Source organism: Candidatus Delongbacteria bacterium (assembly GCA_020634015.1).
Lineage (GTDB): Bacteria > CAIWAD01 > CAIWAD01 > CAIWAD01 > CAIWAD01 > JACKCN01.
The window spans coordinates 861,488-885,121 of sequence record JACKCN010000001.1 but is presented as its reverse complement, the minus strand read 5'-3'; the positions used below and the strand labels follow the sequence as shown (position 1 = coordinate 885,121).

At 62.3% G+C, this 23,634-nt stretch carries 23 protein-coding genes and 1 other RNA gene; 19 read left to right on the top strand and 5 right to left on the bottom strand.

Annotated elements, in window-relative coordinates; all coding sequences use genetic code 11:
* Positions 1 to 18 precede the first annotated feature (18 nt).
* The 3 genes from H6678_03580 to H6678_03570 are packed head-to-tail and all read left to right on the top strand — an operon-like array spanning position 19 to position 2,395.
* Positions 19 to 870, top strand: a complete 852-nt coding sequence (locus H6678_03580) for an HDOD domain-containing protein (protein ID MCB9472874.1) — start codon at positions 19 to 21, stop codon at positions 868 to 870.
* Complete coding sequence (locus H6678_03575; GenBank protein ID MCB9472873.1) at positions 867 to 1,364, top strand: hypothetical protein; 498 nt, start codon at positions 867 to 869, stop codon at positions 1,362 to 1,364. The genes H6678_03580 and H6678_03575 overlap by 4 nt, the downstream gene beginning before the upstream one ends.
* Positions 1,365 to 1,366: 2 nt before the next feature.
* Positions 1,367 to 2,395: a chemotaxis response regulator protein-glutamate methylesterase gene (locus H6678_03570; GenBank protein ID MCB9472872.1), complete on the top strand. Its 1,029-nt coding sequence runs from the start codon at positions 1,367 to 1,369 to the stop codon at positions 2,393 to 2,395.
* Position 2,396: 1 nt separating this feature from the next.
* Here the strand turns inward: H6678_03570 and H6678_03565 are convergent, their stop codons facing one another.
* From H6678_03565 to H6678_03545, 5 genes are read right to left on the bottom strand one after another with little or no spacing between them, the layout of a single operon-like run.
* Positions 2,397 to 3,338, bottom strand: coding sequence for a response regulator (locus H6678_03565; GenBank protein MCB9472871.1), 942 nt, complete (start codon positions 3,336 to 3,338; stop codon positions 2,397 to 2,399).
* Between the two features lie 2 nt (positions 3,339 to 3,340).
* The gene (locus H6678_03560; protein MCB9472870.1) at positions 3,341 to 5,455 is read right to left on the bottom strand and encodes a chemotaxis protein CheA; all 2,115 of its coding nucleotides are present in this window, start codon (positions 5,453 to 5,455) and stop codon (positions 3,341 to 3,343) included.
* A gap of 13 nt (positions 5,456 to 5,468) precedes the next feature.
* Positions 5,469 to 5,888 carry a response regulator gene (locus tag H6678_03555; GenBank protein ID MCB9472869.1) on the bottom strand — a complete coding sequence of 140 codons (420 nt, stop codon included), beginning with the start codon at positions 5,886 to 5,888 and terminating at the stop codon, positions 5,469 to 5,471.
* Positions 5,860 to 7,092 (bottom strand): response regulator, encoded by a 1,233-nt coding sequence (locus H6678_03550; protein ID MCB9472868.1) that lies wholly within the window; start codon positions 7,090 to 7,092, stop codon positions 5,860 to 5,862. Before H6678_03550 ends, H6678_03555 begins: the two co-directional genes overlap by 29 nt.
* A gap of 55 nt (positions 7,093 to 7,147) precedes the next feature.
* Entirely contained in the window at positions 7,148 to 7,546 is a 399-nt protein-coding gene (locus H6678_03545) for a response regulator (protein MCB9472867.1), read from the bottom strand.
* Between the two features lie 150 nt (positions 7,547 to 7,696).
* Between H6678_03545 and H6678_03540 the strand changes: the two genes are divergently transcribed.
* From H6678_03540 to lpxK, 16 genes are all read left to right on the top strand, one after another.
* A complete protein-coding gene (locus H6678_03540) occupies positions 7,697 to 8,122 on the top strand; it encodes a hypothetical protein (GenBank protein ID MCB9472866.1) in 426 nt (141 codons plus the stop codon).
* Between the two features lie 106 nt (positions 8,123 to 8,228).
* Positions 8,229 to 8,708 (top strand): hypothetical protein, encoded by a 480-nt coding sequence (locus H6678_03535; protein ID MCB9472865.1) that lies wholly within the window; start codon positions 8,229 to 8,231, stop codon positions 8,706 to 8,708.
* On the top strand, positions 8,705 to 9,565 hold the full coding sequence (locus tag H6678_03530) for an inositol monophosphatase (GenBank protein ID MCB9472864.1): 861 nt from the start codon (positions 8,705 to 8,707) through the stop codon (positions 9,563 to 9,565). Before H6678_03535 ends, H6678_03530 begins: the two co-directional genes overlap by 4 nt.
* Positions 9,566 to 9,761: 196 nt before the next feature.
* A complete protein-coding gene (locus H6678_03525; protein MCB9472863.1) occupies positions 9,762 to 10,484 on the top strand; it encodes a hypothetical protein in 723 nt (240 codons plus the stop codon).
* Between the two features lie 76 nt (positions 10,485 to 10,560).
* An RNA gene (rnpB, locus tag H6678_03520) (RNase P RNA component class A) lies at positions 10,561 to 11,026 on the top strand.
* A 135-nt stretch (positions 11,027 to 11,161) separates the two neighbouring features.
* A complete protein-coding gene (gene recJ, locus H6678_03515) occupies positions 11,162 to 12,910 on the top strand; it encodes a single-stranded-DNA-specific exonuclease RecJ (GenBank protein MCB9472862.1) in 1,749 nt (582 codons plus the stop codon).
* 19 nt (positions 12,911 to 12,929) lie between these two features.
* Positions 12,930 to 14,072, top strand: a complete 1,143-nt coding sequence (locus H6678_03510; GenBank protein ID MCB9472861.1) for an acyl-CoA dehydrogenase — start codon at positions 12,930 to 12,932, stop codon at positions 14,070 to 14,072.
* Positions 14,069 to 14,860, top strand: a complete 792-nt coding sequence (locus H6678_03505) for an MBL fold metallo-hydrolase (protein ID MCB9472860.1) — start codon at positions 14,069 to 14,071, stop codon at positions 14,858 to 14,860. The genes H6678_03510 and H6678_03505 overlap by 4 nt, the downstream gene beginning before the upstream one ends.
* 24 nt (positions 14,861 to 14,884) lie before the next feature.
* A complete protein-coding gene (locus tag H6678_03500) occupies positions 14,885 to 16,069 on the top strand; it encodes an acetyl-CoA C-acetyltransferase (protein ID MCB9472859.1) in 1,185 nt (394 codons plus the stop codon).
* Positions 16,070 to 16,098: 29 nt separating this feature from the next.
* Entirely contained in the window at positions 16,099 to 16,950 is an 852-nt protein-coding gene (locus H6678_03495) for a 3-hydroxybutyryl-CoA dehydrogenase (protein MCB9472858.1), read from the top strand.
* 42 nt (positions 16,951 to 16,992) lie between these two features.
* Complete coding sequence (locus H6678_03490; GenBank protein ID MCB9472857.1) at positions 16,993 to 18,135, top strand: acyl-CoA dehydrogenase family protein; 1,143 nt, start codon at positions 16,993 to 16,995, stop codon at positions 18,133 to 18,135.
* A 13-nt stretch (positions 18,136 to 18,148) separates the two neighbouring features.
* On the top strand, positions 18,149 to 18,652 hold the full coding sequence (nusB, locus tag H6678_03485; GenBank protein ID MCB9472856.1) for a transcription antitermination factor NusB: 504 nt from the start codon (positions 18,149 to 18,151) through the stop codon (positions 18,650 to 18,652).
* Positions 18,642 to 20,333, top strand: coding sequence for a gamma-glutamyltransferase (ggt, locus tag H6678_03480; protein ID MCB9472855.1), 1,692 nt, complete (start codon positions 18,642 to 18,644; stop codon positions 20,331 to 20,333). The genes nusB and ggt overlap by 11 nt, the downstream gene beginning before the upstream one ends.
* A 13-nt stretch (positions 20,334 to 20,346) precedes the next feature.
* Complete coding sequence (gene lpxB / locus H6678_03475) at positions 20,347 to 21,528, top strand: lipid-A-disaccharide synthase (protein ID MCB9472854.1); 1,182 nt, start codon at positions 20,347 to 20,349, stop codon at positions 21,526 to 21,528.
* Positions 21,525 to 22,193 (top strand): lysophospholipid acyltransferase family protein, encoded by a 669-nt coding sequence (locus H6678_03470; GenBank protein MCB9472853.1) that lies wholly within the window; start codon positions 21,525 to 21,527, stop codon positions 22,191 to 22,193. Before lpxB ends, H6678_03470 begins: the two co-directional genes overlap by 4 nt.
* Positions 22,190 to 23,215, top strand: coding sequence for a tetraacyldisaccharide 4'-kinase (gene lpxK / locus H6678_03465; protein ID MCB9472852.1), 1,026 nt, complete (start codon positions 22,190 to 22,192; stop codon positions 23,213 to 23,215). The genes H6678_03470 and lpxK overlap by 4 nt, the downstream gene beginning before the upstream one ends.
* Positions 23,216 to 23,634: the final 419 nt, after the last annotated feature.

Here is a 23,634-nt window from a genome sequence, read left to right as displayed (position 1 = left end):
GTACAGGAGGATGAAGACTTGAGCCGTCGAGAAGACATCATCAACAAGGTCCAGACTGTCAAGGGGCTGCCCGCGTCCACCATGGATGCACTGCGCATGCTCAACGATCCCTCGTTCCGCATCGCGGATCTGGCGAAAGCCATTGAATTCGATCCCGGCATGACCGGCAATGTGTTGCGCCTGGCCAACTCCAGCTACTTCGGCGCCGCTCGCGAAATCTGCACGGTACGCGAATCGATCACACGACTTGGACTGCGCAACCTGTTCAATGTGATGGTCACGTCAGCGGCCGCCCCGTTGTTCCAGGCCGGAATCAATGGGTACGATCTGCCCCCCGGAAAACTCTGGATCCAGTCCGTGGCCACTGCGGTGGGTACCGACAAGATCTGCGGCTGCCTGCACAGGCCCGCCAATGAACTGGGATTCACCACGGGATTGCTGCTGGATGTGGGAAAGCTTGTGCTCGGATCCTTTCTGGAAGTTGATGGCGACGATATTCTGGATCTGGTCAGGCGCGACGGCATTTCCTTCGACGCGGCCGAGCGTGAAGTACTGGGCATCGACCACGCGGAGGTGGGCAGCATCCTGCTGGGGCGTTGGCAGCTACCGGTCACGATCTGTGATACGGTGCGCTGGCATCATCGGCCAGAGCTGGCCGTGGCCGGCAGCCAGCTGCTGGATCTGGTGCATCTTTCCGAGAGACTGACTCACGTCTCGGGCAACAGTCAGGGCGTCGATCAGGGGCATTACCATTATTCCGAAAGCAGTTTCAATCGTCTGGGGTACACCTCGGATCTGGACCAGGACGTGCTCGCGGAAGTGGAAGAAGCAATCCACGAACTCGATGGTGCGTTCGCGGGGGCCGCATGAGCGGAACCGACACCAGACGTCCCGCGCTGGGCACGAACGCTATTGACCCGGAATTGCTGGGAACCGTGTTCTGCGAGTTGATGGAAACCGTGGCCCTGCTCTGCGGTGAACCCATCCCCAAGGATGATCTGGACCCGGATGAGTGCGGTGGGATTCGCCTCAGCATTCGCTTCAAGGGCGAGCGCAGTGGCTATCTGGCCTGGTTCCTGCATCGCCAGACCGGGGAGCGCATTGCTGGAAACGTGTTGGGGCTGGACGTGGAGGACACCTACAATCGCCTGTGCGCCAGCGAAACGCTCAAGGAGCTGACACGCAATCTGTGTGGACAAGTCCTTGAAGCGGTTTTCGGTTGCGAACGCGACTATGAGCTCAGCGAGACGGATCTGGAACGCTCGACCGCCGATGAATGGCAGGATGTGATCGATTCGGCGCATGGCCTGTGCTACAGAATCGATGGCGAGCCCGTGATCGTCAGATTCCATGCGGAGGACTGAGCATGCCGGTCAAGGTTCTCGTGGTGGACGATTCAGCCGTCGTGCGCAGAATCTTCAGTGAGGAACTCTCGCGCGATCCGGAGCTGGAAGTGGTGGGCACCGCCATCGACCCCTACGCGGCCCGGGACCAGATTCTGGCGCTCAAGCCGGATGTGCTCACCCTGGACATCGAAATGCCCCGCATGGATGGCATCACCTTCCTGCGCAAGCTGATGAAGTTCCATCCCCTGCCGGTGATCGTGGTCAGTTCGCTGACTCCGCGCGGCGGGGATCTGGCCATGGAAGCCCTGGCCGCGGGGGCCGTGGATGTGCTGTGCAAGCCCGGTTCGTCCTACACGGTTGGCGACATGACCCGGGAGCTGGCGGAGAAGCTCAAGGGAGCGGCCCGGATCTCGCCCGACCGTCTGCGATCCGACCCCGAACGCCCTGCGATCCAGCGCCTGTCAATGACCCGCACCACGCACAAGATCGTCGCGATCGGTACTTCCACCGGTGGTACCGAGGCCTTGCGCGACGTGCTGTCCGCCATGCCCGCCAACGCTCCGGCCATGCTCATCGTGCAGCACATGCCCGAGAATTTCACCCGCTCGTTTGCCAATCGGCTCAACGAAGAATCGGCGATGTCGGTTCACGAGGCCGAGGATGGTGAGATCCTGTCTCCGGGCAAGGCACTCATCGCGCCGGGCAACCGTCACCTGATGCTGGCCCGCTCGGGAGCCGTATACAAGGCGGTCGTGAAGGATGGCCCGCGCGTATCTCGACATCGTCCATCCGTGGACGTGCTGTTCAAGTCCGTCGCCCGCTACGGTGGTGCCAATGCGCTGGGCGTGATCATGACCGGAATGGGCAAGGACGGCGCCGAGGGACTGCTTGAGATGAAGCAGCAGGGCGCCAGGACCATTGGGCAGGACGAGCAGAGCAGTGTGGTATACGGCATGCCGCGGGAAGCCCACTTGCTGGGGGCGGTGGACGAACAGCTTCCTTTGTCCCGAATCGCGGCTCGCATTCTGGCCGTTGCCGGGTCGGACTGAATCAGGCAGGCGTCCTGGTCTGCCGGGGAGCCCCTGCCAGCAGCGCCTGTCGCAAGGCGGGCAGCACGACCTCGCTCGCCCGCTCCAACCCCTGATAGATCTTCAGCGAATCCTTGTCGATCGTGCTGACCGCTCCGCTGGCCATCAGCTTCTGCTCCATCTCGCTGCCTTCCTTGGCGATCGTCGAGACGACCACGACGGGAATCGGCTTGTAGCGCATCAGCTTGCGCAGGAAGGTATTGCCATCCATGCGGGGCATGATCACGTCCAGCGTGAGCAGGTCGGGATCCAGTTCCAGAATCTTCTCGCGGGCATCGTAGGCATCCTCCGCCTCGCCGCACACTTCCAGGTCCCCGGACTCTTCGATGCAGCGCCGCAGAAGTCGCCTCACCGTAGCGCTGTCGTCCACGATCAGAACTCTGGCCTTGCGGCCGGCCAGACGTTCACGACGCTCTTCCACGACCGCGTGTTCCGCCATGCGCTGGATGATGGACACCTCGATCTGGTTGCTTGTGGAGTTCATGTGCAGCTTGCGGCCGTTGCGTCCGCCCAGGTCCTGATGGATCACAGGAATGCCGAATCTGGCCAGCAGCTCAAGCGCGATCTCGGCGTTGCGTTCGGGAATGCCGCTGACCGATGCCACCGAGGCGGCGCCCAGATGACCGATCACGTGTCCGCCGCCATAGACCGAGGCCACCAGATTCGATTTCCTTGAGCCGGCCGAACGGGCCACCGCAATCAGGTTGTGGATCGCGATGTCCCCGTACTTTCCCGGTTCCAGACTTCCGCCCGTGTTCACGGGCAGCATGTAGTGGTTCATGCCGCCCCAGCAGCGGGCATTGTCGTACAGGCAGACCGCCACACAGGAACCCAGCAGGGTTGAGATGATGGTTTCCGTACGGCAGAAGACGGACTCACCGGGAAGCAGGAAGCGGCGTTCCATGATCAGTTCACCGCCAGTTGGTCCAGGTCTTCGTAGAGCCGGTCGATGTCGATGATCAGGGCCACGGATCCGTCTCCCATCAGGGCTCCTCCCGCGATGATCGGCGCATCCGAGGGCAATCCTTCGATGCGGCGATGCACCACCTGCTGCACGCCCAGCACATCGTCGACACAGAGGGCCATGCTGCGCCCGCGGCTCTCGACGGTCACCAGGGTCTGTTCGCCCAGGCCCGAGCCGGACCAGCGACCCGAGTCCAGCATGTCACGCATCTGGATCAGAGGAGTCATCTTCTCGTGCTGGCGCACGAAATCCGTCCTGCCCAGCATGCGATGCACCTGTTCAGGGTGATGGGTCGAGGTTTCCTGGATGCGTTCCATGGGCAGGATGTAGGTCTGTCCATTCACCCTTATCAGGTAGCCATTCAGGATCTGAGTGGTCACGCTCTGCGGCAGTTCGATCAGGAAGCGCGAGCCCTGGCCGGGAGTGCTGTCGACCTTGATCCGGCCCCCCGCATCCTCGATCTGGCGTTTCACCACATCCATGCCCACACCCCGACCCGAGACGTCGGTGACTTCGCGGGCGGTGGAGACTCCCGAACTGAAGAGCAGGCGTATCACATCCTGCTCGCCCATCGGGGCGCCTTCGCGGATCAGGCCCAGACTCTCCGCCTTGCGGCGGATGCCATCCAGATTCAGACCGGCCCCGTCGTCGCTGACGCTGAACACCAGGTGCGTGTCGGTGAGGCGCGCTTCCACGCGCAGGCTTCCGTTGGGATTCTTGCCCTGCTGTTCACGGGTTTCCGGACTCTCGATTCCGTGATCCGCCGCGTTGCGCACCATGTGGGTCAGGGGGGCATCCAGCAGGTCGATCAGGCTCTTGTCCACTTCCACGGATTCGCCGATCAGCACCACGTCAATCTGCTTGCCGCTCTTCTGTGCCACATCACGGACCAGTCGCGGCACTTTCTGGAACAGGGACTTGAGCGACACCTTGCGAATGGACATGATGCTTTTCTGGAGGTCCTTCGAGAGGCCGTCGAAGGTTTCGTTGGCACGGCGGAAATCGGTGACCAGACGACGATCGACCGACACATCCGAGAGGCGCTTTTCCAGATGTTCGAACATGTCACCGACCACCAGCAGCTCGCCGACATAAGCCAGAAAGGTGTCGATGTGTGCCTCGTTGACACGCATGGTCTTCTGGGAGTCCATCGCGCCCTGGCGTGATTCCGCGGGTGCGCCCGCATCCGTGCCCGGTGCGCTGCTGCCGGCATTCGTCGGCGCGGAACTGGACGGGGTGGGCGAGGGGCGGAAGTGTTTTCCGTTCTCGAGGGGTGTCAGCTTTTCAAGCAGCAGGTCACGCAAGAGGGGATCGTACCCCATGGCGCCGGTGATCGTCTGCCAGGTATCCAGGCAATCGGCCATCGTCGCCTGGGCCTGCTCACTCTCGGCCAGGCCCTTCAGTGCTTCCAGCAGGGCCAGTGCATGGGATCCCGTGTTCTCGTCCAGCATGCCGTTCTCGGCATCCTTGAGGAGCTTCAGCAATTGTCGGCCCTCATCGGGCAGACCACTTCCGTCGCCCTCGACCAGCGTGCCCAGTGTGGTCAGCGCTTCCTGAAGAGTCGTGGCAAGATTGGGGTCTTTGCCTTCAAGGGTTCCCAGCAATCCCTGAAGCAGATGCATCACGGAACCCAGCGCGTCCTCGCTGCCGGAGGGGATGGCCAGTTCGCGAACCCTGGACAGCAGCTGGGCGAAGGATTCGGCATCTCCCACTTCAGCGCCTCCGCCGCGGACCTGCTCGAACATGCTCTTCAGCGTGTCCACGCCTTCCAGCAGGACGGATGTCACCTGCTGGTCCGCCATCAGTCGATTCTTGCGGACCAGATCCAGGATGGTTTCCATTTCGTGAGCCAGCGACTTGATGTTGCTGAACCCGAAGAACGCACTGTTTCCCTTGATGGAATGCACCGGACGAAAGATCGCGTTCACGATCTGAGTGTCTCCCGGTGTCTGCTCCAGTTCGATGAACAGGGCATCGAGACTGCTTAGCGTGTCCGAAGATTCATCGATGAATTCGACCAGCAGCTCCTGGTCCACACTGAGATTCTGGCTTGCCATCGGGTCCCTCGGCTCAGGAAGCGGGTTTCATCGCGCGCAGGTCATTGAGCAGCTGCAGCCAGTGCTGGATTCGGGCGACGGCCTTGCCGACCGCCTGTTCCAGTTGGGACATGTCTTCGAGAGGCTTGAAGATCATCGTGTCCGCGCCCAGGCGCATGCAGTTCATCGCATTGTCCAGTGTCACATAGCCCGTGATCATGATCGCATGGGTCATCGGATACTCCTGGCGAATGTGCGCCAGCAGTTCCACTCCGTTCATCTCGGGCATCATGATGTCCGAGATCACGATGTCCGTCCGGATCTCTTCCAGTCTGGCAATGGCTTCCCGCCCGTTGGCCGCCGTTTCCACGGAGTACCCCAGAAACCGGAAGTATCGTGCCAGCATTTCGCGGATTTCCAGTTCATCATCCACGATCAGAATCTGAACGACCATCTTGTACCTTCCTTTCAGCCGCTGGAAGTCGCAACAGGAAGCGTGCTCCGCCTTCTGGCCTGTTATCAACGAGGATCTGCCCGGCGTGACGTTCGATGATGCCCAGGCTGATCGCGAGGCCAAGCCCCGTGCCTTCTCCCACGCTCTTCGTGGTGAAGAATGGATCCCAGATCTTCGTCAGCAGCTCTTCGGGTATTCCAGGACCGTTGTCTTCAACAGTGGTGTACAGATCCTTATCGTTCGCGCGACTGCGAACAATTAACCGCCCCTGCCGGTTTTTGCCCACCGCCTGTGCCGCATTGACGAACAGATTGACGAAGACTTGTTCCAGCTCCTGTGGGTTGCCTTCAAGCAGGGGCATATCCGGGCAGAGATCCTTTTCCACGGTCATGCGGTTCTTGAGCACATGGCCGGCCAGCATCAGCGCGTTCTCAAGGATCTCGTTGAGCGAACAGGGCTGCATTTCCCCCGTATCGCGCGACGAGAATGATTTAAGACCCTTGACGATCCGGCTGATCCTGCTTACGCCTTCCTGGATGCCGTCCAGAACCCGCGGCACTTCTTCCTGGATGAAACTCAAGCGCTCGGGGTCCGGGTTGCCTTCGGTGGTGTCCTGCTCCTGCAACACGCTCCAGAATCTGCGCAGCGTCTGCACGTTTCCCGAAATGAAGCTGGCAGGGTTGTTGATCTCGTGTGCGATACCCGCGGACATCGTTCCCAGAGTGGCCAGCCGTTCGCTGTGCACCAGTTGCCTGGCCCGGGCCTCGGCCAGTTGTTCCATTTCGGTGGCGTACACCTGGAGACGTTGGTTGGCCTGGCCCAGTTCCGATTCGTAGTTGAGGATGCGCCGACCCACGTCCACTCTGGATCGAAGTTCGGCCGGATTGAAGGGTTTGGTGAGGAAATCGTGTGCGCCGGATTCCAGACCCGCGACAATGTCCTTCTTCTCGGCGCGACCGGTCAGCAGGATCGTATACACGAACCGGCCCAGTTCATTGTGGGCCAGGCGTGTACAAAGATCGATCCCGTCGGCGCCGGGCATCATCCAGTCCAGAATCGCGAAACGGATCTCCGGGTCCCGCACCAGGTGCTCCCAGGCGCTCAGTCCGTCTTCGGCACTCACCACCTCGTGTCCCCAGCGGAGGAGATTGGCTTTCAGCAGCAGACGGCTGGTCAGATCATCATCCGCGCTCAGAATCTTCATCATGCAGTCCGTGCGGGCGAGGTGAATGGCTTGGGAGTCGTCGATCGCTCAGGGTTCAGGCCGGGATCAGATCCAGGCAGATCAGCTGCTTCTCAAGAGCCTCGGGCGTGATCGGTTTCACCAGATACCCTTCGCATTGTGAGTCAAAGGCCGAGAGCACATTCCGCGAATCACCCATGGCGGTGGTCATCACGATCTTGCTGCCTTCGCCGGGGGAGATCTCAAACTCCACCTCGACCGCGCGAATGCGCTTGAGCGCTTCCTGCCCGTTGAGGTTGGGCATCATGATGTCCAGGCAGATCAGGTCGTATGGTTTTGCTTCCACAAGGGCCATCTTGACCGCCTGGACCGCTTCGGCCCCGTCCACTGCCACATCGCAGGATCCCCAGCGGGACAGGTGCTGGGTCAGAATGCGCCTTGCGATGAAATCATCTTCAACAACCAGAAACCGCATCGTGGACTCCTTCGCATCATTCGGATTGTGGATATCCTCCGGGTCCGGAAACGGATCCTTCGGGGTATTGGTAGCTTATCGGCCCTTCGTGAACTGATCTGGATCGCCGGGTCAGACCACTTTCAACACTCGACTCGCTGAAGGAAAACCATGGCCGGCGCCCCACCTCCCTGCTCGTTGCACCATGTTGAAATCTATGTGCGCCAGCTTGCGGCGTGCCGTGAGTTCTGGGACCCACTGTTTGCCCGGCTGGGGTGGCGCCTGCATCAGGAATGGCCACAGGGAGTGAGTTTCATCGATGACAGCACTGGGGCCTATCTCGTTTTCGTCCAGGCGGAGGCTCGATTCGCCAGATCCGGGTTCCATCGCTGCCGCCCCGGGCTGAATCATCTGGCTTTCCGGGCGGAAAGCCGGGAGCGGGTCTTCTCCCTCAAAAGTTGGCTGGAAAGTCAGGGGATATCCATGCTCTATGAAGATCGCTGGCCTTATGCCAGTGGCACGAATTCGGTGGCCTTGTTCTTCGAGGACCAGGACCGTCTGAAGGTCGAGGTCGTCTGGTCTCCGGAAGGGACGTGACATGCGTGCTGTTCTGTACTGTTTGCCGCTGATCCTTGTTTGCCTGGCCTGTCAGGGGCCACCTCAACCGACCGGGCTGCTCGAACTCTTCCCGGATTCATCCGGAATGCGCCGCACGTTCGAGGTCCAGCGCGCCGATGGGGGAAACTTCCGCTACCAGCTGGAGACCGCGATCGTGGATACGCGCGAAGCGGGTCGCAAGGGACTGGCTTTCAATGACCCGCGTCATCGCGGTCTGGTTGGCAATCCGCAACTGATCGTGCATGAGCGCAGCATGGAACTCTTGCTGCCCGATTTCTCCCTGACCATGGGGCTGCTGGATTGGCCACTGGAAGCGGACTCTTCGCTGGTCGAGTATCTGCCCGGCTTCCAGGCCCGCAAGCTGGGATGGCAGCACCTTGAACGTGCCGACGAGCGAAACCTCTGGGCGTTCGGGATGGAGTATCTGGTGAACGAGGAACTGCTCAGGCGCTTCGGAGTGGATGCCATGGGCCAGCAACTGGAGTTTCGCCTCTGGTTGGCGCCCGGGATTGGCCCCGTGCGATTCGAGTCGGGCGACACCTATCGCGAGGAGCTGGTGCGATGACCCACAATGAGGCTGGCCCGCTTCTTGAAGCTGCCCGTGAAGCCGGTGCTGCCGCAGCGTCCGTCATCCGTCAAGCTTTTCGCAGTGGGACGGATCTGGCAGTCGTCCTGAAAGGGCATCAGGACTTCGTGACCCGCGTGGATCTGGAGTGCGAGGGTCTGATCCGCGAGATTCTGGCCAAGAAGTTTCCCGGAATCGGATTCCTGGGAGAAGAGGGCGGCCGGGATCTGGAGGGGCATCAGCGTGTCTGGGTCGTGGACCCTCTGGATGGCACAAGCAACTTCATGCATGGGTTTCCGGCATTCGCGGTGTCCATCGCGCTGGTCGAACGGGTGGCTCCCCGGGTGCTCTGCGGTGGGCGATTCCCCGAGATGGCCCCATTTCGACCGATTCTCGGTCTGGTTGTCGATGTCTGCCTCGAGGATGAATACTTCGCCTGGCAAGGGGGAGGGGCCTGGGTCAGCAGAAAGGGTGCCCCCGAGCAGGCAATTCGGTGCAGCACCCGCCCCAATCTGGAAGGGGCGTTTCTCGCCACCGGATTTCCTGTCCGGAATCGCGATCTGGCCAGGCTCTATACCCAGCTCTTCGTGGATCTGCTGCCGCTCAGTGGCGGCATCCGCCGAGCCGGAAGTGCTGCCCTTGACCTGGCTTATACCGCGGCCGGAATTTTTGATGCTTTTTTCGAAATCCATCTCTCGCCCTGGGACCTGATGGCCGGGCTTGTCCTCATCGAAGAGGCCCAGGGAGCCACCCAGGGGCCGGGTCAGGAAGACGCGATCCAGACCGGAAATCTCATTGCGGGTTCAGTGGATGTCTGCCATGAGCTGAAGCTGTTTCTCGATCGCCGGCTTGGGTGAAAAAGCCGGAATCCAGCTTTGCACTCGAGAGCATCCTTTCTATATTAGATCCCTGTTCAACGGAGGGGAGGGGCGGTGCGACATCCGGGTATTTGCGTGCGTGACGGTCGCCTCATCTTGTCCGTAGACTGACTTCTGCAGTTCAAATGCACCCCGGGGGGGTGCATTTTTTTTAGATCGCCCGTGGAGGACCACCTTGAAAGAGCAATTGCGCCTGTTGATGGAGCTGCAGAAGATCGACGACCGATTCCGTGAGCTCGAAATCTCCAAGGGCACCCTGCCCATGGAGCTTAAGCGTATCGAGAAGGAATTCGTCGAGCTGAAGCAACGGCGTTCCGGAGCGGAAACCAGCCGCCAGGAACTGCACGTGGACATCAGCAAGCGGGAGAAGGCCGGAGACGAGCTGAAACGCAAGATCAACTCCCTGCAGGAGCGGCTCTTCGGCACCCAGACCAACCAGGAGTACGAGGCGGTCACGCGCGAGATAGATTGGCACCAGGAAAGCCTGGCTGACAACGATTCCAAGCTGACGCAGGCCATGGAATCCCTGGCCGAAGCCGAGCGGGAACTGGAAACCAGTTCCAGCCAGGTGGGCGAACTGGAGACCCGGCTTGCGGAAATGAATGCCCGTTACGCGGAGTTCAATGAGCGCACCTCCAAGCAGGCGGCCCTGCTCCAGAAAGAGCGCGATGTGGCCGCGGCCCAGGTGAAACCTCGCTTGCTGGCCCACTACGAGCGCATTCTCAAGGCCAAGGACGGACGCAGCGTGGTGGCCATCAATCGCAGCACCAGCTGCGGCGGCTGTTTCCACACCCTGCCGCCCCAGACCATCACGCGAGTGCGCGCCATGAACGAACTGATCCTGTGTGAGACCTGTGGTCGCGTGCTCGTCAGCGACCAGCTCCTGATCCAGGACTGAGCGAACCGGCCTGTGCCGGAACGTGGTGTGACCATGGGAATTCCCATGGATTTGGGAAGAAGCAGAACTGTGGCCCGAAGCCCGTTCGGTGGCCGCGTTGTGCTCGACACAGAGGGTCTGTGCAATCTGGCAGCCTTCTGTGTCGTGCACAGCGAGGAAAGTCCGGACTTCACAGGGCAGGATGCCCGCAAGGGGCGCCGCGAGGCGACGGAAAGTGCCACAGAAAATATACCGCCAACGTCTTCGCTTGCGAAGACGCGGGCAAGGGTGAAATGGTGCGGCCGGGGATCAACCTGGCTCAATGCAAGAGCGCACCGCGCGGCGGGCAACCGTCGTGGCAGGGTAAACCCCATCCGAAGCAAGACCAAGCAGGGAGCACGAGCGGCCCGCTTCATGGCCTGACGGACGGACACCAGCATTCCGGCTTGCCGGAATGCAAAGGTTCCGGTCGCAGACCGGAAACTCCCGGGTAGGTCGCATAGATCAATGGCCACCCTCCGTTTCGGCGGAGACAGAATCCGGCTTATGGGCGGACTTCGGGCCACAGTTCTGCTGGACGCGGTGCCCGAGCGGCACATCGGGCGAGCACGTCGCGATCCCTGCGCGCAAGCCGCCGCCCCGTGGACATTCGTCCACTCGAGAATCGAAGTGTGTGATGAACGATAGATGGAGCAGACATGGAGATTCTCTGGGAACACCCAGGGGATATTCAGTCCAGCCAACGAGTTGCGGATGTCGCTGAATCACTGAACATCTCGCCCGTCATCGCGGCGATCCTGCTGAACAGGGGACTGAATTCGGCCGACGAGATTCAGGCCTTTTTCACTCCCAGCCTCAAGGACCTTCAGGATCCCATGCAGATGGCGGACATGGCCAAGGCCGTGGATACCCTGATCGGGGCGCTCACGGATCGCCGACGGATCGTCGTGTATGGCGATTACGATGTGGATGGTGTCACCAGCGTATCGCTGCTCTACCTGGTACTGAAAGACCTGGGTGGACGCGTATCCTACCGGATACCCGAGCGACAGAACGACGGCTACGGCCTGTCCGAGACAGCCATCGGGGAGTGCTGGGCCCAGGGTGATCGCCTGCTGGTGACCGTGGACACGGGCATCACGGCCGTTGACCAGATCCGCTATGCACGAGAGCTTGGCATGGATGTGATCATCTGCGATCACCACCGGCCGGGCGACGAATTGCCCAACGCCAACGCCATCCTCAACCCTAAGGTCGAATCCTGCGGGTATCCCTTCCGCGAACTGGCGGCAGTCGGTGTCGCCTTCAAACTGGTTCAGGCACTGAGTGACAGACTCCAGCTCGACGACGGGCTGGCCTTCCGTTATCTCGATCTGGCCGCGCTGGGAAGTGCGGCGGACATCGTGCCGCTGCTGGGCGAGAACCGGATCCTTGTCAGTCTGGGACTGGACAAGCTCAACACCCAACCTCTCACGGGCATTCGTGCCCTGCTGGATGTGGCCAGCCCCCAGGGGCGGGAAGTGGATGTGAGCCAGATCATCTTCGGCCTTGCCCCCCGGATCAACGCCGTGGGTCGCATGGGCAACGCGGAACGTGCCGTGGAACTGCTGACCACCAAGAACCGCAGCCGCGCCCGAGAGATCGCCCAGGTCCTGGAAGAGGAAAACTGCGCGCGCAAATGCATCGACCAGGGCACACTCAGTGAAGCCCTGCTCAAAGTCGAGCAGGAAGTCGATCTGGTCAACGACCGCGTGATCGTGCTGGCCCAGCGGGAATGGCACTGCGGCGTGATCGGAATCGTCGCCTCGCGCATCATCGAGAAGTACCATCGCCCCACCGTGCTGATCTCCGTCGACGAACACGGCGTGGGCAAGGGCAGTGCGCGCAGCATTCCCGGATTCGACATCTACAGTGCTCTGAATGAGAACAAGGAACTGCTCGAGCAGTTCGGTGGGCACATGTATGCGGCAGGTCTCACCATCCGCGAGGAAGTGATTCCCGAGTTCGCGCGTCGGCTGAAGGAATATTGTGCCAACAACCTAAGCGAGCAGGACTTGCTCCCGCGTCTGGTGCTGGCTGCCGAGATCCCCCTGGCCGAAATCAATCGCCAGTTCGTGGAGACCCTGGCCCGCTTCGCGCCACACGGTCCCCGCAATCCCAAGCCCCTCTTCCTGACCCGGGATGTCCAGATCTGCAGCGTGGTACGCCAGGTCGGCAATGGGCATCTCCACGTCAGACTGCAGAAGGGTGGCTACGAATTCGAGACCATCGGATACGGTCTGGGGCGGCTGGAGCCCGAAATCGCCAACCTCGAGTTGCTGGACATCGTCTACAGCGTGGAAGACAATGTCTGGCAGGGACGCCGCAGCATCCAGCTGCATCTGAAGGACATCTGCCGCGCGGGAGCCCGGCGGATGGAATCGCAACCCGTGAGCCGGGCCGTCTGAAACCACCCGAAGGACCACCATGGCATATGAATTCCTGAATGAAGACCAGCGCATGCTGCGCGAGATGGTCAGTGACTTCGCCCAGCGGGAGATCCAGCCCCTGGCGGCCGAGCTGGATCACGACCAGCGCTTTCCCCACGAAACCATCGGCAAGATGGCCGAACTGGGGCTGCTGGGAATTCCCTATCCCGAAGAGTTCGGCGGCGCCGGCATGGATACCGTGTGTTACGCGATCGCCGTCGAGGAAGTCGGCCGTGCCTGTGGAAGCACCGGGCTGATTCTCGCGGCCCACACCAGCCTGGGCACCAACCCGATCTACATGTTCGGCAGCCCCGAGCAGAAGGCCCAGTACCTGCCGCGACTCTGCAGCGGCCAGACACTGGGTGCCTTCGGACTGACCGAACCCGGTGCGGGCAGTGATGCGGGAGGCACGCGCACCCAGGCGGTCCAGGATGGCGATCACTGGGTGATCAACGGGTCCAAGATGTGGATCACGAATGCCGCCTACGCCGACTACCTGATCCTGACGGCCGTGACCGACACATCGAAACGCGAGATCTCGTGTTTCATCATCGAGAAGGGAACCCCGGGCTACACGATCGGCGCCGAGGAGAAGAAACTGGGCCTGCGCGGCAGCGATACCCACGCCCTTTCCTTCGAGGACGTGCGTGTGCCGGCCAGTCAGATGCTCGGGCCTCGCGGCCAGGGATTCAAGCAGATGTTGAAGACTCTCAATGGCGGCCGCATCAGCATTGGGGCGCTCTCGGTGGGACTGGCCCAGCGTGCTCTCGACGAATCCCTGCGTTACAGCCAGGATCGCGTGCAGTTCGGCCGGCCCATCTGCGACAACCAGGTGATCGCGGGCTATCTGGCCGACATGGCCACCCGCGTCGAAGCCTCTCGCGAACTGGTGCTGCGCGCGGCCAGGATGAAGGACGCCGGCATGGACTATTCCCAGGCTGGCGCCATGGCCAAGCTCTTCGCCAGCGAGACCGCCTCATGGTGCGCGGACCGCGCGATCCAGATTCACGGCGGATACGGGTACACACGCGAGTATCCGGTCGAACGGCTCTACCGGGATGCCAAGCTCTGCGAGATCGGTGAAGGAACCAGTGAGATCCAGCGTCTGGTGATCTCGCGACAATTGCTGGATGCACGGTGATCCAACCCGCGGGCGAACGTCTGCCCGCGTCCTGGAAGGGGCGCGCGTTTCGGGCCTGGCCTCTGGACTGCGGGTTGCTGCGGGTACCCGAGCGCCCGGCTGACGGCGCACGGGCGGGACGGTCGCGCTTCACCCTGCCGCTGCGAGCCTGCGTGATCCGCGGTGATGGCCTGACTCTGCTGGTGGATTGCGGACCCGATCCGGGACTGATGCAGCACCTGCCCGACCTGGCCTGGCAGGCGCCGGAGCACGATCTGGAGACTCAGCTGGACATCCTGGGGGTTCCTGCCGAGACGGTGGATCACGTGGTCCTGACCCATCTCGACGGAGATCACGCCGGCGGTCTGTGGAACTATGGCAACGAGCGTTTTCCCAAGGCATGGGTTCACGTGCAACAGGCTGCCCTGGATTGGTGGCGTCGCGAGCTGGATGGTCGGGCCCGTGTTCGCTACTTCCGCCGGGGGGACCTGGAACGGCTGATGAACTGCCCGCGCACCCTGATCCATGACGGCGACTGGGCCCTCGAGCCACGCATTGAGATCTGGCTCAGGGAAGGGCACACGCCCGGACATCAGGTGGTGCGCGTCGAAGGCGAGGGCGGTCTGCTGTTGGCCGGTGATCTGCTCTCGACCCGGTCTTCCTTTCGCCCGGGGCTGCGCAATGATTCGGATGAAAACCCTGCCGAAGCCACCCGCCTGCGGGAGGAGCTGGCGCGGCTGGACTGTTCGGCCTGGTTTCTGTGTCATGGAATGATCCCATGGCAGGAGCAGGGTCTGGTGGTGGCATGACAGAGTCAAGGAAAGGAATTTCCAATGCGTGATACAGTGATCGTGGGCGCTGCCCGCACTCCCATCGGCTCCTTCAATGGCAGCCTTGCGTCGATTCCCGGTCCCCGTCTGGGTGCGGTGGCCATCAAGGCTGCGCTCCAGCGCGCGGGGGTGGACCCCGCTACCGTGGGTGAAGTCTACATGGGCACGGTACTGCCCGCGGGTGTCGGCCAGGCTCCCGCGCGCCAGGCTGCCCTGTTCGCGGGTCTGCCCGAGCATGTGCCCTGCACGACCGTCAACAAGGTCTGTGGCAGCGGTCTCAAGTCTGTGATGCTGGCAGCCCAGGCGATCGCCCTCGGTGACTGCGACATCGCCGTGGCGGGCGGCATGGAAAACATGAGCCTGACGCCCTACTACCTCATGGAAGGCCGCAACGGCTATCGCATGGGGCATGGCAAGTTGATCGACGGACTGGTTCATGATGGACTCTGGGACGTCTACAACGACTACCACATGGGCAGTGCTGCCGAGCTCTGCAGCCGCGAGATGTGCATCACGCGCGAAGATCAGGATGCGTTCGCGGTGGAATCCTACCGCCGCAGCAACGAGGCAATCGCCAGCGGCCGGTTCAAGCGCGAGATCGCTCCGGTGGAAGTGCCCCAGCGCAAGGGTGATCCGCTGATCGTGGATACGGACGAAGAGCCCGGACGCGGCCAGCCGGCCCGCCTGGGCAGTCTGCGTCCTGCCTTCGAGAAGGATGGTACGGTCACGGCGGGCAACGCCAGTTCGATCAATGACGGGGCGGCCGCCCTGGTCCTGATGAGCGCCGACAAGGCACGCGAGCTGGGTCTGAAGCCCCTGGCCCGCATCGTGGCACATGCCAGCGCTGGCCAGAAGCCCGAGTGGTTCACAACGGCTCCCGCCGCCGCGATCACCCGCTCTCTCGAGAAAGCGGGACTGGGACTGGCGGACATCGACTGCTTCGAAATCAACGAAGCCTTTTCGGTGGTATCTCTGGCCAACAACCAGTTGCTCAAGCTGGATCCGGCCAAGGTCAATCCAAGGGGGGGCGCGGTCAGTCTGGGGCATCCCATCGGTGCCAGCGGAGCCAGGATCCTGGTCACTCTGCTGCACGAGATGGAAGACTCGGGTCTGCGCCGTGGGCTGGCCAGCCTCTGTATCGGCGGCGGCGAAGCCGTGAGCCTGATCGTGGACCGTCAGATCGACTGAACCGGACTTTTGCCAGGAGAACATTTCCGATGAATCGCAGCATTTCCGTGATCGGTGCCGGCACCATGGGCAATGGCATCGCCCATGTCTTCGCCAAGGCTGGATACAGTGTCACGCTGATCGATATCAACGCCGAGGCGTTGGCTCGTGGGCACGCCACAATCCGCAAGAACCTCGAGCGGGAAGTGAGCAAGGAGAAGATCACCGCGGAGCAGGCAGCCACCGCGCTGGCGCTGATCACTGCCGCGAACAGCCTGGACGCGGTCAAGGGCAGCGGGCTGGTGATCGAGGCCGCCAGTGAAAACGTGACACTCAAGGAAAAGATCTTCCGGGAGCTGGACACTCTGGCCGACGCCGACGCGATCCTCGCCAGCAACACCTCCTCGATCAGCATCACCAGGCTGGCCTCGGTGACATCACGCCCCACCCAGGTCATCGGGATGCACTTCATGAATCCCGTACCCGTGATGACTCTGGTTGAGGTGATCCGTGGTCACGTGACCAGCGAGGCCACCAACGACGCCGTGCTGAGCGCCTGCCGCGAACTGGGCAAGACTCCGCTTGTCTCACAGGACTACCCCGGATTCGTGGCCAACCGCATTCTGATGCCCATGATCAACGAGGCGATCTTCACCCTGTTCGAAGGTGTGGCCACCCGCGAAGCCATCGATGGAATCATGAAACTGGGCATGGCGCACCCCATGGGCCCGCTGACCCTGGCGGACTTCATCGGTCTGGATGTGTGTCTGGCCATTCTCAACGTGTTGCACACCGAGCTGGGCGACCCCAAGTATCGTGCCTGCCCGCTGCTGAAGAAGATGGTGGCCGCCGGTCATCTGGGCCGCAAGAGCGGCAAGGGTTTCTACGATTACAGCGCCTGAGCGGAATCGATCCGTTCGGTCTTTCATTGCGCAGGAGAGTTCATGGATTTCCTCTTCACCGAAGAGCAGCTGGCCGTTCAGGAAATGACCCGACGCTTCGCCCGGGAAAAGGTCTTGCCCGGAGTGCGCGAACGCGACGAGAACGCCGAGATTCCCGACGCCCTGCGTCACGAGCTGCTCGAAATGGGCTACGGGGCCATGATGGTGCCCGAAGAATGGGGCGGCATGGGAATGGACAGCATCAGCTATTCCCTGGCTCTCGAGGAAATCTCCGCGGTGGACGCGGCCCTCGCGGTGGCTCTGAGTGTGACCAACTCGCTGGGTTGTGCTCCCCTGCTGCGTTTCGGTACCGAAGCCCAGCGCGAGAAGTACCTGCGGCCCCTGTGCGACGGCCGCATGCTGGCCGCATTCTGCCTTTCCGAGGCCGGTGCCGGCAGTGATGTGCGCAGCCTCGAGACTCGCATCGAGCGCGAAGGCGACGAGTATGTGATCACCGGATCGAAGATGTGGGTCACCAACGGCAGCCGCGCCGACCTGTTCCTGGTCATCGGCAGCAGCGGGCCTGAGGTGGAAGGGCGCAGCGCCAAGACCGCCCTGCTGGTGGAGAAGGGCACGCCCGGGCTGAGCCTGGGCAAGCTCGAGGACAAGCTGGGCCTGCGCTGCAGTGATACGGCCCTGATGCACTTCGACAAGGTGCGCGTACCCGCCGGAAACCTGCTACACGAAGAGGGCAAGGGCCTTCACGTGGCGCTGGGCATGCTCGACGGCGGCCGCATCGGCATCGCCAGCCAGTCTTTGGGCCTGGCGCGCGGCGCCTTCGAACTGGCGCTGGATTACGCCAGGCAGCGCGAGCAGTTCGGCAAGACCATTGACCAGTTCCAGCTGATCCAGTTCAAGTTCGCCGACATGGCAACCCGCATCGAAGCGGCCCGCAATCTTGTCTACAAGGCCTGCAGCCTGCGCGATGCCGGGCTTGATTACAGTCGCTATGCGGCCATGGCCAAATTGTACGCCAGCGAGACCGCCAACTTCTGTGCGCGCGAGTGTGTCCAGATCCATGGTGGGTATGGCTACAGCCGCGAGTATCACGCCGAACGCTTCATGCGCGATGCCCGTGTGACCGAGATCTACGAAGGTACCAGTGAAATCCAGCGGATCGTGATCGCACGATCCGTGATGGCTTGAGAACGAGGAGCACATGGCTGAAGTCCGCCCCGACCGGCGCTACGCGCGCGAGCAGGCGATTGCCGTGCTCTATGCTCACCATCTCTCGGGGAGACCCTTGGGCGAGGTGATGGAGTCCGCCCTGGTACTGAATCGCAAGGAAGAGCTGCAGGTGGGGCCGGGTGAAGACCTGCCCGCCGGCGCCCTCGGCGACGAAGCCACCCGGGCCTTTCTGCGCAACCTTGTGCTCAAGACCGTGCGGGACTCCGACAGCATCGATGCGCTGATCGCGCGCAAGGCTTTCAAGTGGGATCTGGAGCGTATCGCCCTGCTCGACCGCATCATCCTGCGTCTGGCCATTGCCGAAATGCTGCACACGGACATTCCCACCAAGGTCTCGATCAACGAGGCCATCGAGATCGCCAAGAAGTACTCCACCGAGAACAGCGGCAAGTTCGTCAACGGCATCCTTGACAGTGTCAAGGCCGATGTGGAACAACAGCGTGCCGCCATCCTTGGTCTGCCCGATGAGGGGTAGAGCGTTTCAGCGAGGCCTGCCACTTCTGCTGGCGGGTCTGCTGGCCTGCGGCGGGCAGCTGGAAAACCCTGCCTGGCGCAACGGTGCGGTTGTCAGCGCGGACAGTCTGGCCAGTATGGCGGGCTTGAAGATCCTGCGCGCGGGTGGCAGTGCGGCGGATGCCGCCATCGCCACCACACTGGCGCTGGCGGTCTGTGAACCCTACAGTTCCGGTCTGGGCGGAGGGTGCCTGCTGGTGAGCCATTCGGCCGAGGATGGTGTGACACGGGCCATCAGTGGACGCGAGAACGCCCCGGCCGCCGCACGTTTTGACATGTATCTCGATGCCGACGGACTGCCAATGCCCGACCTTTCAGGTGCGGGCATTCTGGCTGTCGCCGTGCCCTGTGAGTTGCAGGCCCTGGCGCTGCTGCACGAGGAGCAGGGCCACTTGCCCTGGCATGATCTGGTCGAACCTGCTCGGCTGCTTGCCGAGCAGGGATTCAGCGTGGGCCCCCGCCTCGGACGCGTGCTGGCGGCCAGTGACTCGCTGTTGCGCCTGCACAACGATGTGGCCAGCCAGCCCTGGTGGAAGGATGGTGAGATCCTCGACACGGGTGATCGCCTGATTCAACCCGCCCTGGCGCGCAGTCTGGCCCGTCTGCAGGAGCTGGGCGTACGCGAATTTCTCGAACTGGTGTTTGCCCCCGCACTGGACAGCCTGGCCCAGGAACGCGGTGGCATCCTCACCGGCGGTGATCTGCTGGCCGTGGAAGCCACCGCCGAGACCGTGGTGTCGGGATCGTATCACGGACTGGAGCTGCGATCGATCGGTGCTCCCTCATCCGGCGGTGCCTTGCTGATCGAGGCCTTGCAGGTGCTGGATGGCCAACAACTGGACACACTGGCGCCGCGGGATCCCCTGCGCATCGATCGTGTGGCCCGCACTCTCGAATACGCGTTTGCCGACCGTGCCCGTTGGTTCGGTGACCCCCGCTTCTGCACCATTCCCCTTGACAGACTGCTTTCGGAGGAGTATGCCGACTCGCTGCGCGCTCTGGTGACTTCCGGTATACGAACCGATCAGGCCTGGCCCGGACTGGAACGGGAGATCCGCGAGGGCGATCACACGACCCATGTCTGCGTGATCGATTCCCGTGGCAATGCCGTTTCGCTGACTGCCACCATCAATACGTACTTCGGATCGGGCATCACCGAACCGCGCACCGGCATCGTGCTCAACAATGAGATGGATGATTTCGTGATCCAGCCGGGGGTGCCCAATTTCTATGGGCTGGTCGGCAGCCCCCGCAATGCGGTGCGGGCGGGGGCACGTCCCTTGTCCAGCATGACTCCCCTGATTGTGCTGAAGAATGGCCAGGTTCATCTGGTCGCAGGCAGTCAGGGTGGCCCCAAGATCATCAGCACCGTGCTGCTGCATGCGCTGGATCTGGTGGATTATGGAATGGACCCGGCCGATGCGCTGGCACTTCCCCGCTATCACCAGCAGTGGCGCCCCGCCCTTCTGATGCTGGAACCCGCATTCTCCCCGGCCAGCCGGACCCGCCTGCGCGAACTGGGGTGGGAACTGGACGAGCGCACCGAGCCCTGGAGCGTGGCTTCGCTTCTCCTGCGTGATCCGGACGGGCGCCTGCGCGGTGCCGCCGATCCACGCGCCGATGGTCTGGCACTGGGCTACTGACATGAGCACCCCGATGCCATCCCTGAGGGAGAAGGGGGGGATTCTGCTGGTCTGCGGGGAAAGCTCCGGCGACCAGATTGCCGCGGCCATGCTGCGGGAATTGCGTCGCCGAAACCCGCGAATTCCGGTGTACGGTGTCGGTGGGCCGGCCCTGGAAAAGGCCGGAATGGACATCCTGATCCCCCAGAATGAGCTTGCCGTGATGGGCGTGCTGGATGTTCTCGGCAGCCTGGGCACCTTGCGCCGCAGTTTTCGCCGTCTGGAGGATGTGGTCCGCGAACGCTCTCCCGAGATGCTGCTGTTGGTCGACTTCCCCGGATTCAACCTGCGCCTGGCGCGCGACCTGCGCAGCCTTGTTCCCCGGATCCTGTATTACATCAGTCCCAAGTACTGGGTCTGGAAGCGTGGCCGCCTGCGCACCATGGGCGAACTCTGCGACGCGATCGCACTGATCTTCCCCTTTGAAGAGAATGATTACCGGAGCCTTCCCGTGGATGCCCGCTTCGTGGGCCATCCGGTGCTTGACCTGGTGTCGAACGCCCCATCGCGCGATCTGGCCCGGGAGCTTCTTGGAATTGATTCATCTCGCCCGGTGATCGCCTATTGTCCCGGCAGCCGTCGTGGAGAACTGAAACGTCATCTGCCGATCCTGCGGGATACCGAAGCGGAACTTGAGCGCCTCTGGCCCGACAAGACGCATGCTCCCCTGCGCGTGCTGCAGCTGGCCGATGGACTGGACCCGGACACTCTCGATCAGGCAACACGCCTGCTGCCAGGTGTGAGACAGATCCAGGGACAGTTCCACACGGTGCTGCGCGCCGCCGACAGAGCCCTGGTGGCCAGTGGCACAGCCAGTCTCGAAACGGCGGCACTGGGTACGCCCCACATGGTCTTCTACCGACTGGACCCTCTGGCCTGGGCACTGGCCAGCCGACTGGTGCAGGTCAAATGGGTCACTGCCATCAACATCGTCGCCGACCGAGAACTGGTTCCCGAAAGTCTGCAGCACCGTGCCACCGGGCCCGCACTGGCCAAGTGGTGTCACGATGAGCTGGAAAACCCCGCGGCGACCGAGAACGCCGAGCGGCTGGCCGCAACCGTGCGCGATCTGCTGGGAGGACCCGGCGCCGCCCGGCGTACGGCGGAACTGGCACTTGAACACATCGCTCTGCTGCATCGGGAGCGTGGGCAATGAGTATGAAGAAGCGGATCACACGACTGCTGAACGGTTTTGCATTGCGCTTCGGGTGGTTGCTGCTGCTTGCCACGCGATTGCTTGTCAGGGTGAGGTTCGAAGGGCGGGAGCACTTCCATCAGCTGAAGCAGGAAGGTGTCTCGATCCTGATCGCCGTGTGGCACGGACGCATCCTGCTGCCGATCCTCGTGCATCGCAACGAAGGTATCGTTCCTCTGATTTCGCTGAGTCGGGACGGGGAAATGATCACGCGCACAGTGGAGAGGCTGGGGTATCGGGCGGTGCGCGGATCCAGCTCCCGACGCTCCCAGGAGGCGCTGCAGGACATGGTGAACGAGTTGAGTGTGCCCGGCACGGTTGGCGCGATCATGCCCGACGGACCGCGCGGTCCCCGGCACTCAATGAAATCCGGCGTGATCCGGATGGCGCGGGAAAGCGGTGCGGTGATCCTGCCCATGAGCTTCCGCGCCAGGCGTCCGATCGAGTTCGGCAGTTGGGACCGCTTCAACTTCTGGAAGCCTTTCACGCGCGCCATCGTGATCTACGGCGAACCGATCCGACTGGATGCCGAAGGCGAATTCGGGCAGCAGCGAGAGGCCGTGCGACAGGCCATGATCGCTCTGGAGAACCGCGCGGATCACTGGTTCGAAAGCCATTCGGGATGAGCGCCGGTTCCCCTCCCCGCAGCCTGCTGGCGTGGCTGCTCTCAGTGCCCTGGGCGAGCATCACGGGAGCACGCAATCTGGCCTACGACACGGGCCTGTTCACCACACACGACTCGCCCTTGCCCACCCTGTGTGTGGGCAACATCAGTCTTGGGGGCGTGGGCAAGTCCCCACTGGTGATGCATCTGGCCCGTGAAATCTCCGCGGCGCGGGACTTCCCCTTGCATGGCCTCCGGTTCGGAGAATCGCCGGTGGCCGTGCTGAGTCGAGGCTATGGTCGCCGCAGTCGCGGATTCGTGCTGGTCAGCCGTGGGGAAGGGCCATTGGTATCGGTGGATCAGTCCGGGGATGAATCAGCAGTCTGTGCTCGTTTGTGTCCCGGGGTCTGGGTGGCCGTCTGCGAAGACCGTCTGGAAGGAGTGCGCCAGCTGCGCCAACTGGGTTGTGGTTCGGTGATTCTGGACGATGGATTCCAGCACCGGCGGCTGAAACGCGATCTGGATCTACTGATCTGGGATTGCGGGCTCGATCCTGCCAGCGAAGCACTGCTGCCTTTCGGGAGATTGCGGGAGTCTCCACGAAACGCTGAGCGCGCGCACGCATTGATTTTTTCCAGGGCTGGAGATGCCAGTCTGCTTGCCCGGCGACTGACCTGGTTTCGGCAGGTGACGGATGCGCCGGCCTGGGTGCTTGAACTGCAGCCCGATGGCCTGTACGACCCAATGAGTGGCAACCCGCTTCCCGTGCCCGTGGGGAACTGGGGGGCCTTCTGCGGTCTGGGCAATCCGGGACAGTTCGAAGACTCACTCCAGCAATCCGTCGGACTTCCAGTCCATTCGCGGCATTTTCCTGATCATCACGCCTTCAGTACCGCTGACATTCTGGAACTGCAACGCGCGGTCGAGCAAGATCAATTGTCCTGTCTCGTGACGACCTGGAAGGACTGGGTGCGTCTTCCTCCTGCACATGGTCTGCCTGTTGTGGTGCTTGGCCAGCAGGTTCGGCTTCTTCCGCTCGACTGATCCTCAATTCAGGCGTTGGTCCTGCCATTCCTCCCAATGAACGCAATCCATCAGTTTTCCACACATGTGGGGACGCCAGCTTCAGGGGGCCACCCTCGGAGCCACCCGTTGCACGGGGAGTGTCCAGTCTGGCAACCATTTCCGGGACTGACTGTTCGCCGGATCTCTTGACGTGTTGACTTGAATCCTGGCAGAATTCCAGGCACTCATCCACACATCGGGGACACCAGCTACAGCGGGCCACCCACGGAGCCACCCGTTGCAAGGCACGCATTCCCGACTGGCCAGCGGTTCTCAAGAACCGGTGTTGTCCGGAAGTCCAGCCGGAGCGGAGCAACTCCCAGGAAGTGACCGGGCAGTCATGCACAGTTCTGCGACGGCCAGCTTTGCGGGGCCACCCTTGGAGCCACCCTTTCCAC

Bases quoted from the DNA above. Each gene is read 5' to 3' on its own strand.
- H6678_03575 (MCB9472873.1), top strand. From the start codon at position 867: ATGAGCGGAACCGACACCAGACGTCCCGCGCTGGGCACGAACGCTATT.
- H6678_03570 (MCB9472872.1), top strand. From the start codon at position 1,367: ATGCCGGTCAAGGTTCTCGTGGTGGACGATTCAGCCGTCGTGCGCAGA.
- H6678_03565 (MCB9472871.1), bottom strand. From the start codon at position 3,338: ATGGAACGCCGCTTCCTGCTTCCCGGTGAGTCCGTCTTCTGCCGTACG.
- H6678_03560 (MCB9472870.1), bottom strand. From the start codon at position 5,455: ATGGCAAGCCAGAATCTCAGTGTGGACCAGGAGCTGCTGGTCGAATTC.
- H6678_03555 (MCB9472869.1), bottom strand. From the start codon at position 5,888: ATGGTCGTTCAGATTCTGATCGTGGATGATGAACTGGAAATCCGCGAA.
- H6678_03550 (MCB9472868.1), bottom strand. From the start codon at position 7,092: ATGAAGATTCTGAGCGCGGATGATGATCTGACCAGCCGTCTGCTGCTG.
- H6678_03545 (MCB9472867.1), bottom strand. From the start codon at position 7,546: ATGCGGTTTCTGGTTGTTGAAGATGATTTCATCGCAAGGCGCATTCTG.
- H6678_03540 (MCB9472866.1), top strand. From the start codon at position 7,697: ATGGCCGGCGCCCCACCTCCCTGCTCGTTGCACCATGTTGAAATCTAT.
- H6678_03535 (MCB9472865.1), top strand. From the start codon at position 8,229: ATGCGCCGCACGTTCGAGGTCCAGCGCGCCGATGGGGGAAACTTCCGC.
- H6678_03530 (MCB9472864.1), top strand. From the start codon at position 8,705: ATGACCCACAATGAGGCTGGCCCGCTTCTTGAAGCTGCCCGTGAAGCC.
- recJ (MCB9472862.1), top strand. From the start codon at position 11,162: ATGGAGATTCTCTGGGAACACCCAGGGGATATTCAGTCCAGCCAACGA.
- H6678_03510 (MCB9472861.1), top strand. From the start codon at position 12,930: ATGGCATATGAATTCCTGAATGAAGACCAGCGCATGCTGCGCGAGATG.
- H6678_03500 (MCB9472859.1), top strand. From the start codon at position 14,885: ATGCGTGATACAGTGATCGTGGGCGCTGCCCGCACTCCCATCGGCTCC.
- H6678_03495 (MCB9472858.1), top strand. From the start codon at position 16,099: ATGAATCGCAGCATTTCCGTGATCGGTGCCGGCACCATGGGCAATGGC.
- H6678_03490 (MCB9472857.1), top strand. From the start codon at position 16,993: ATGGATTTCCTCTTCACCGAAGAGCAGCTGGCCGTTCAGGAAATGACC.
- nusB (MCB9472856.1), top strand. From the start codon at position 18,149: ATGGCTGAAGTCCGCCCCGACCGGCGCTACGCGCGCGAGCAGGCGATT.
- ggt (MCB9472855.1), top strand. From the start codon at position 18,642: ATGAGGGGTAGAGCGTTTCAGCGAGGCCTGCCACTTCTGCTGGCGGGT.
- lpxB (MCB9472854.1), top strand. From the start codon at position 20,347: ATGCCATCCCTGAGGGAGAAGGGGGGGATTCTGCTGGTCTGCGGGGAA.
- H6678_03470 (MCB9472853.1), top strand. From the start codon at position 21,525: ATGAGTATGAAGAAGCGGATCACACGACTGCTGAACGGTTTTGCATTG.
- lpxK (MCB9472852.1), top strand. From the start codon at position 22,190: ATGAGCGCCGGTTCCCCTCCCCGCAGCCTGCTGGCGTGGCTGCTCTCA.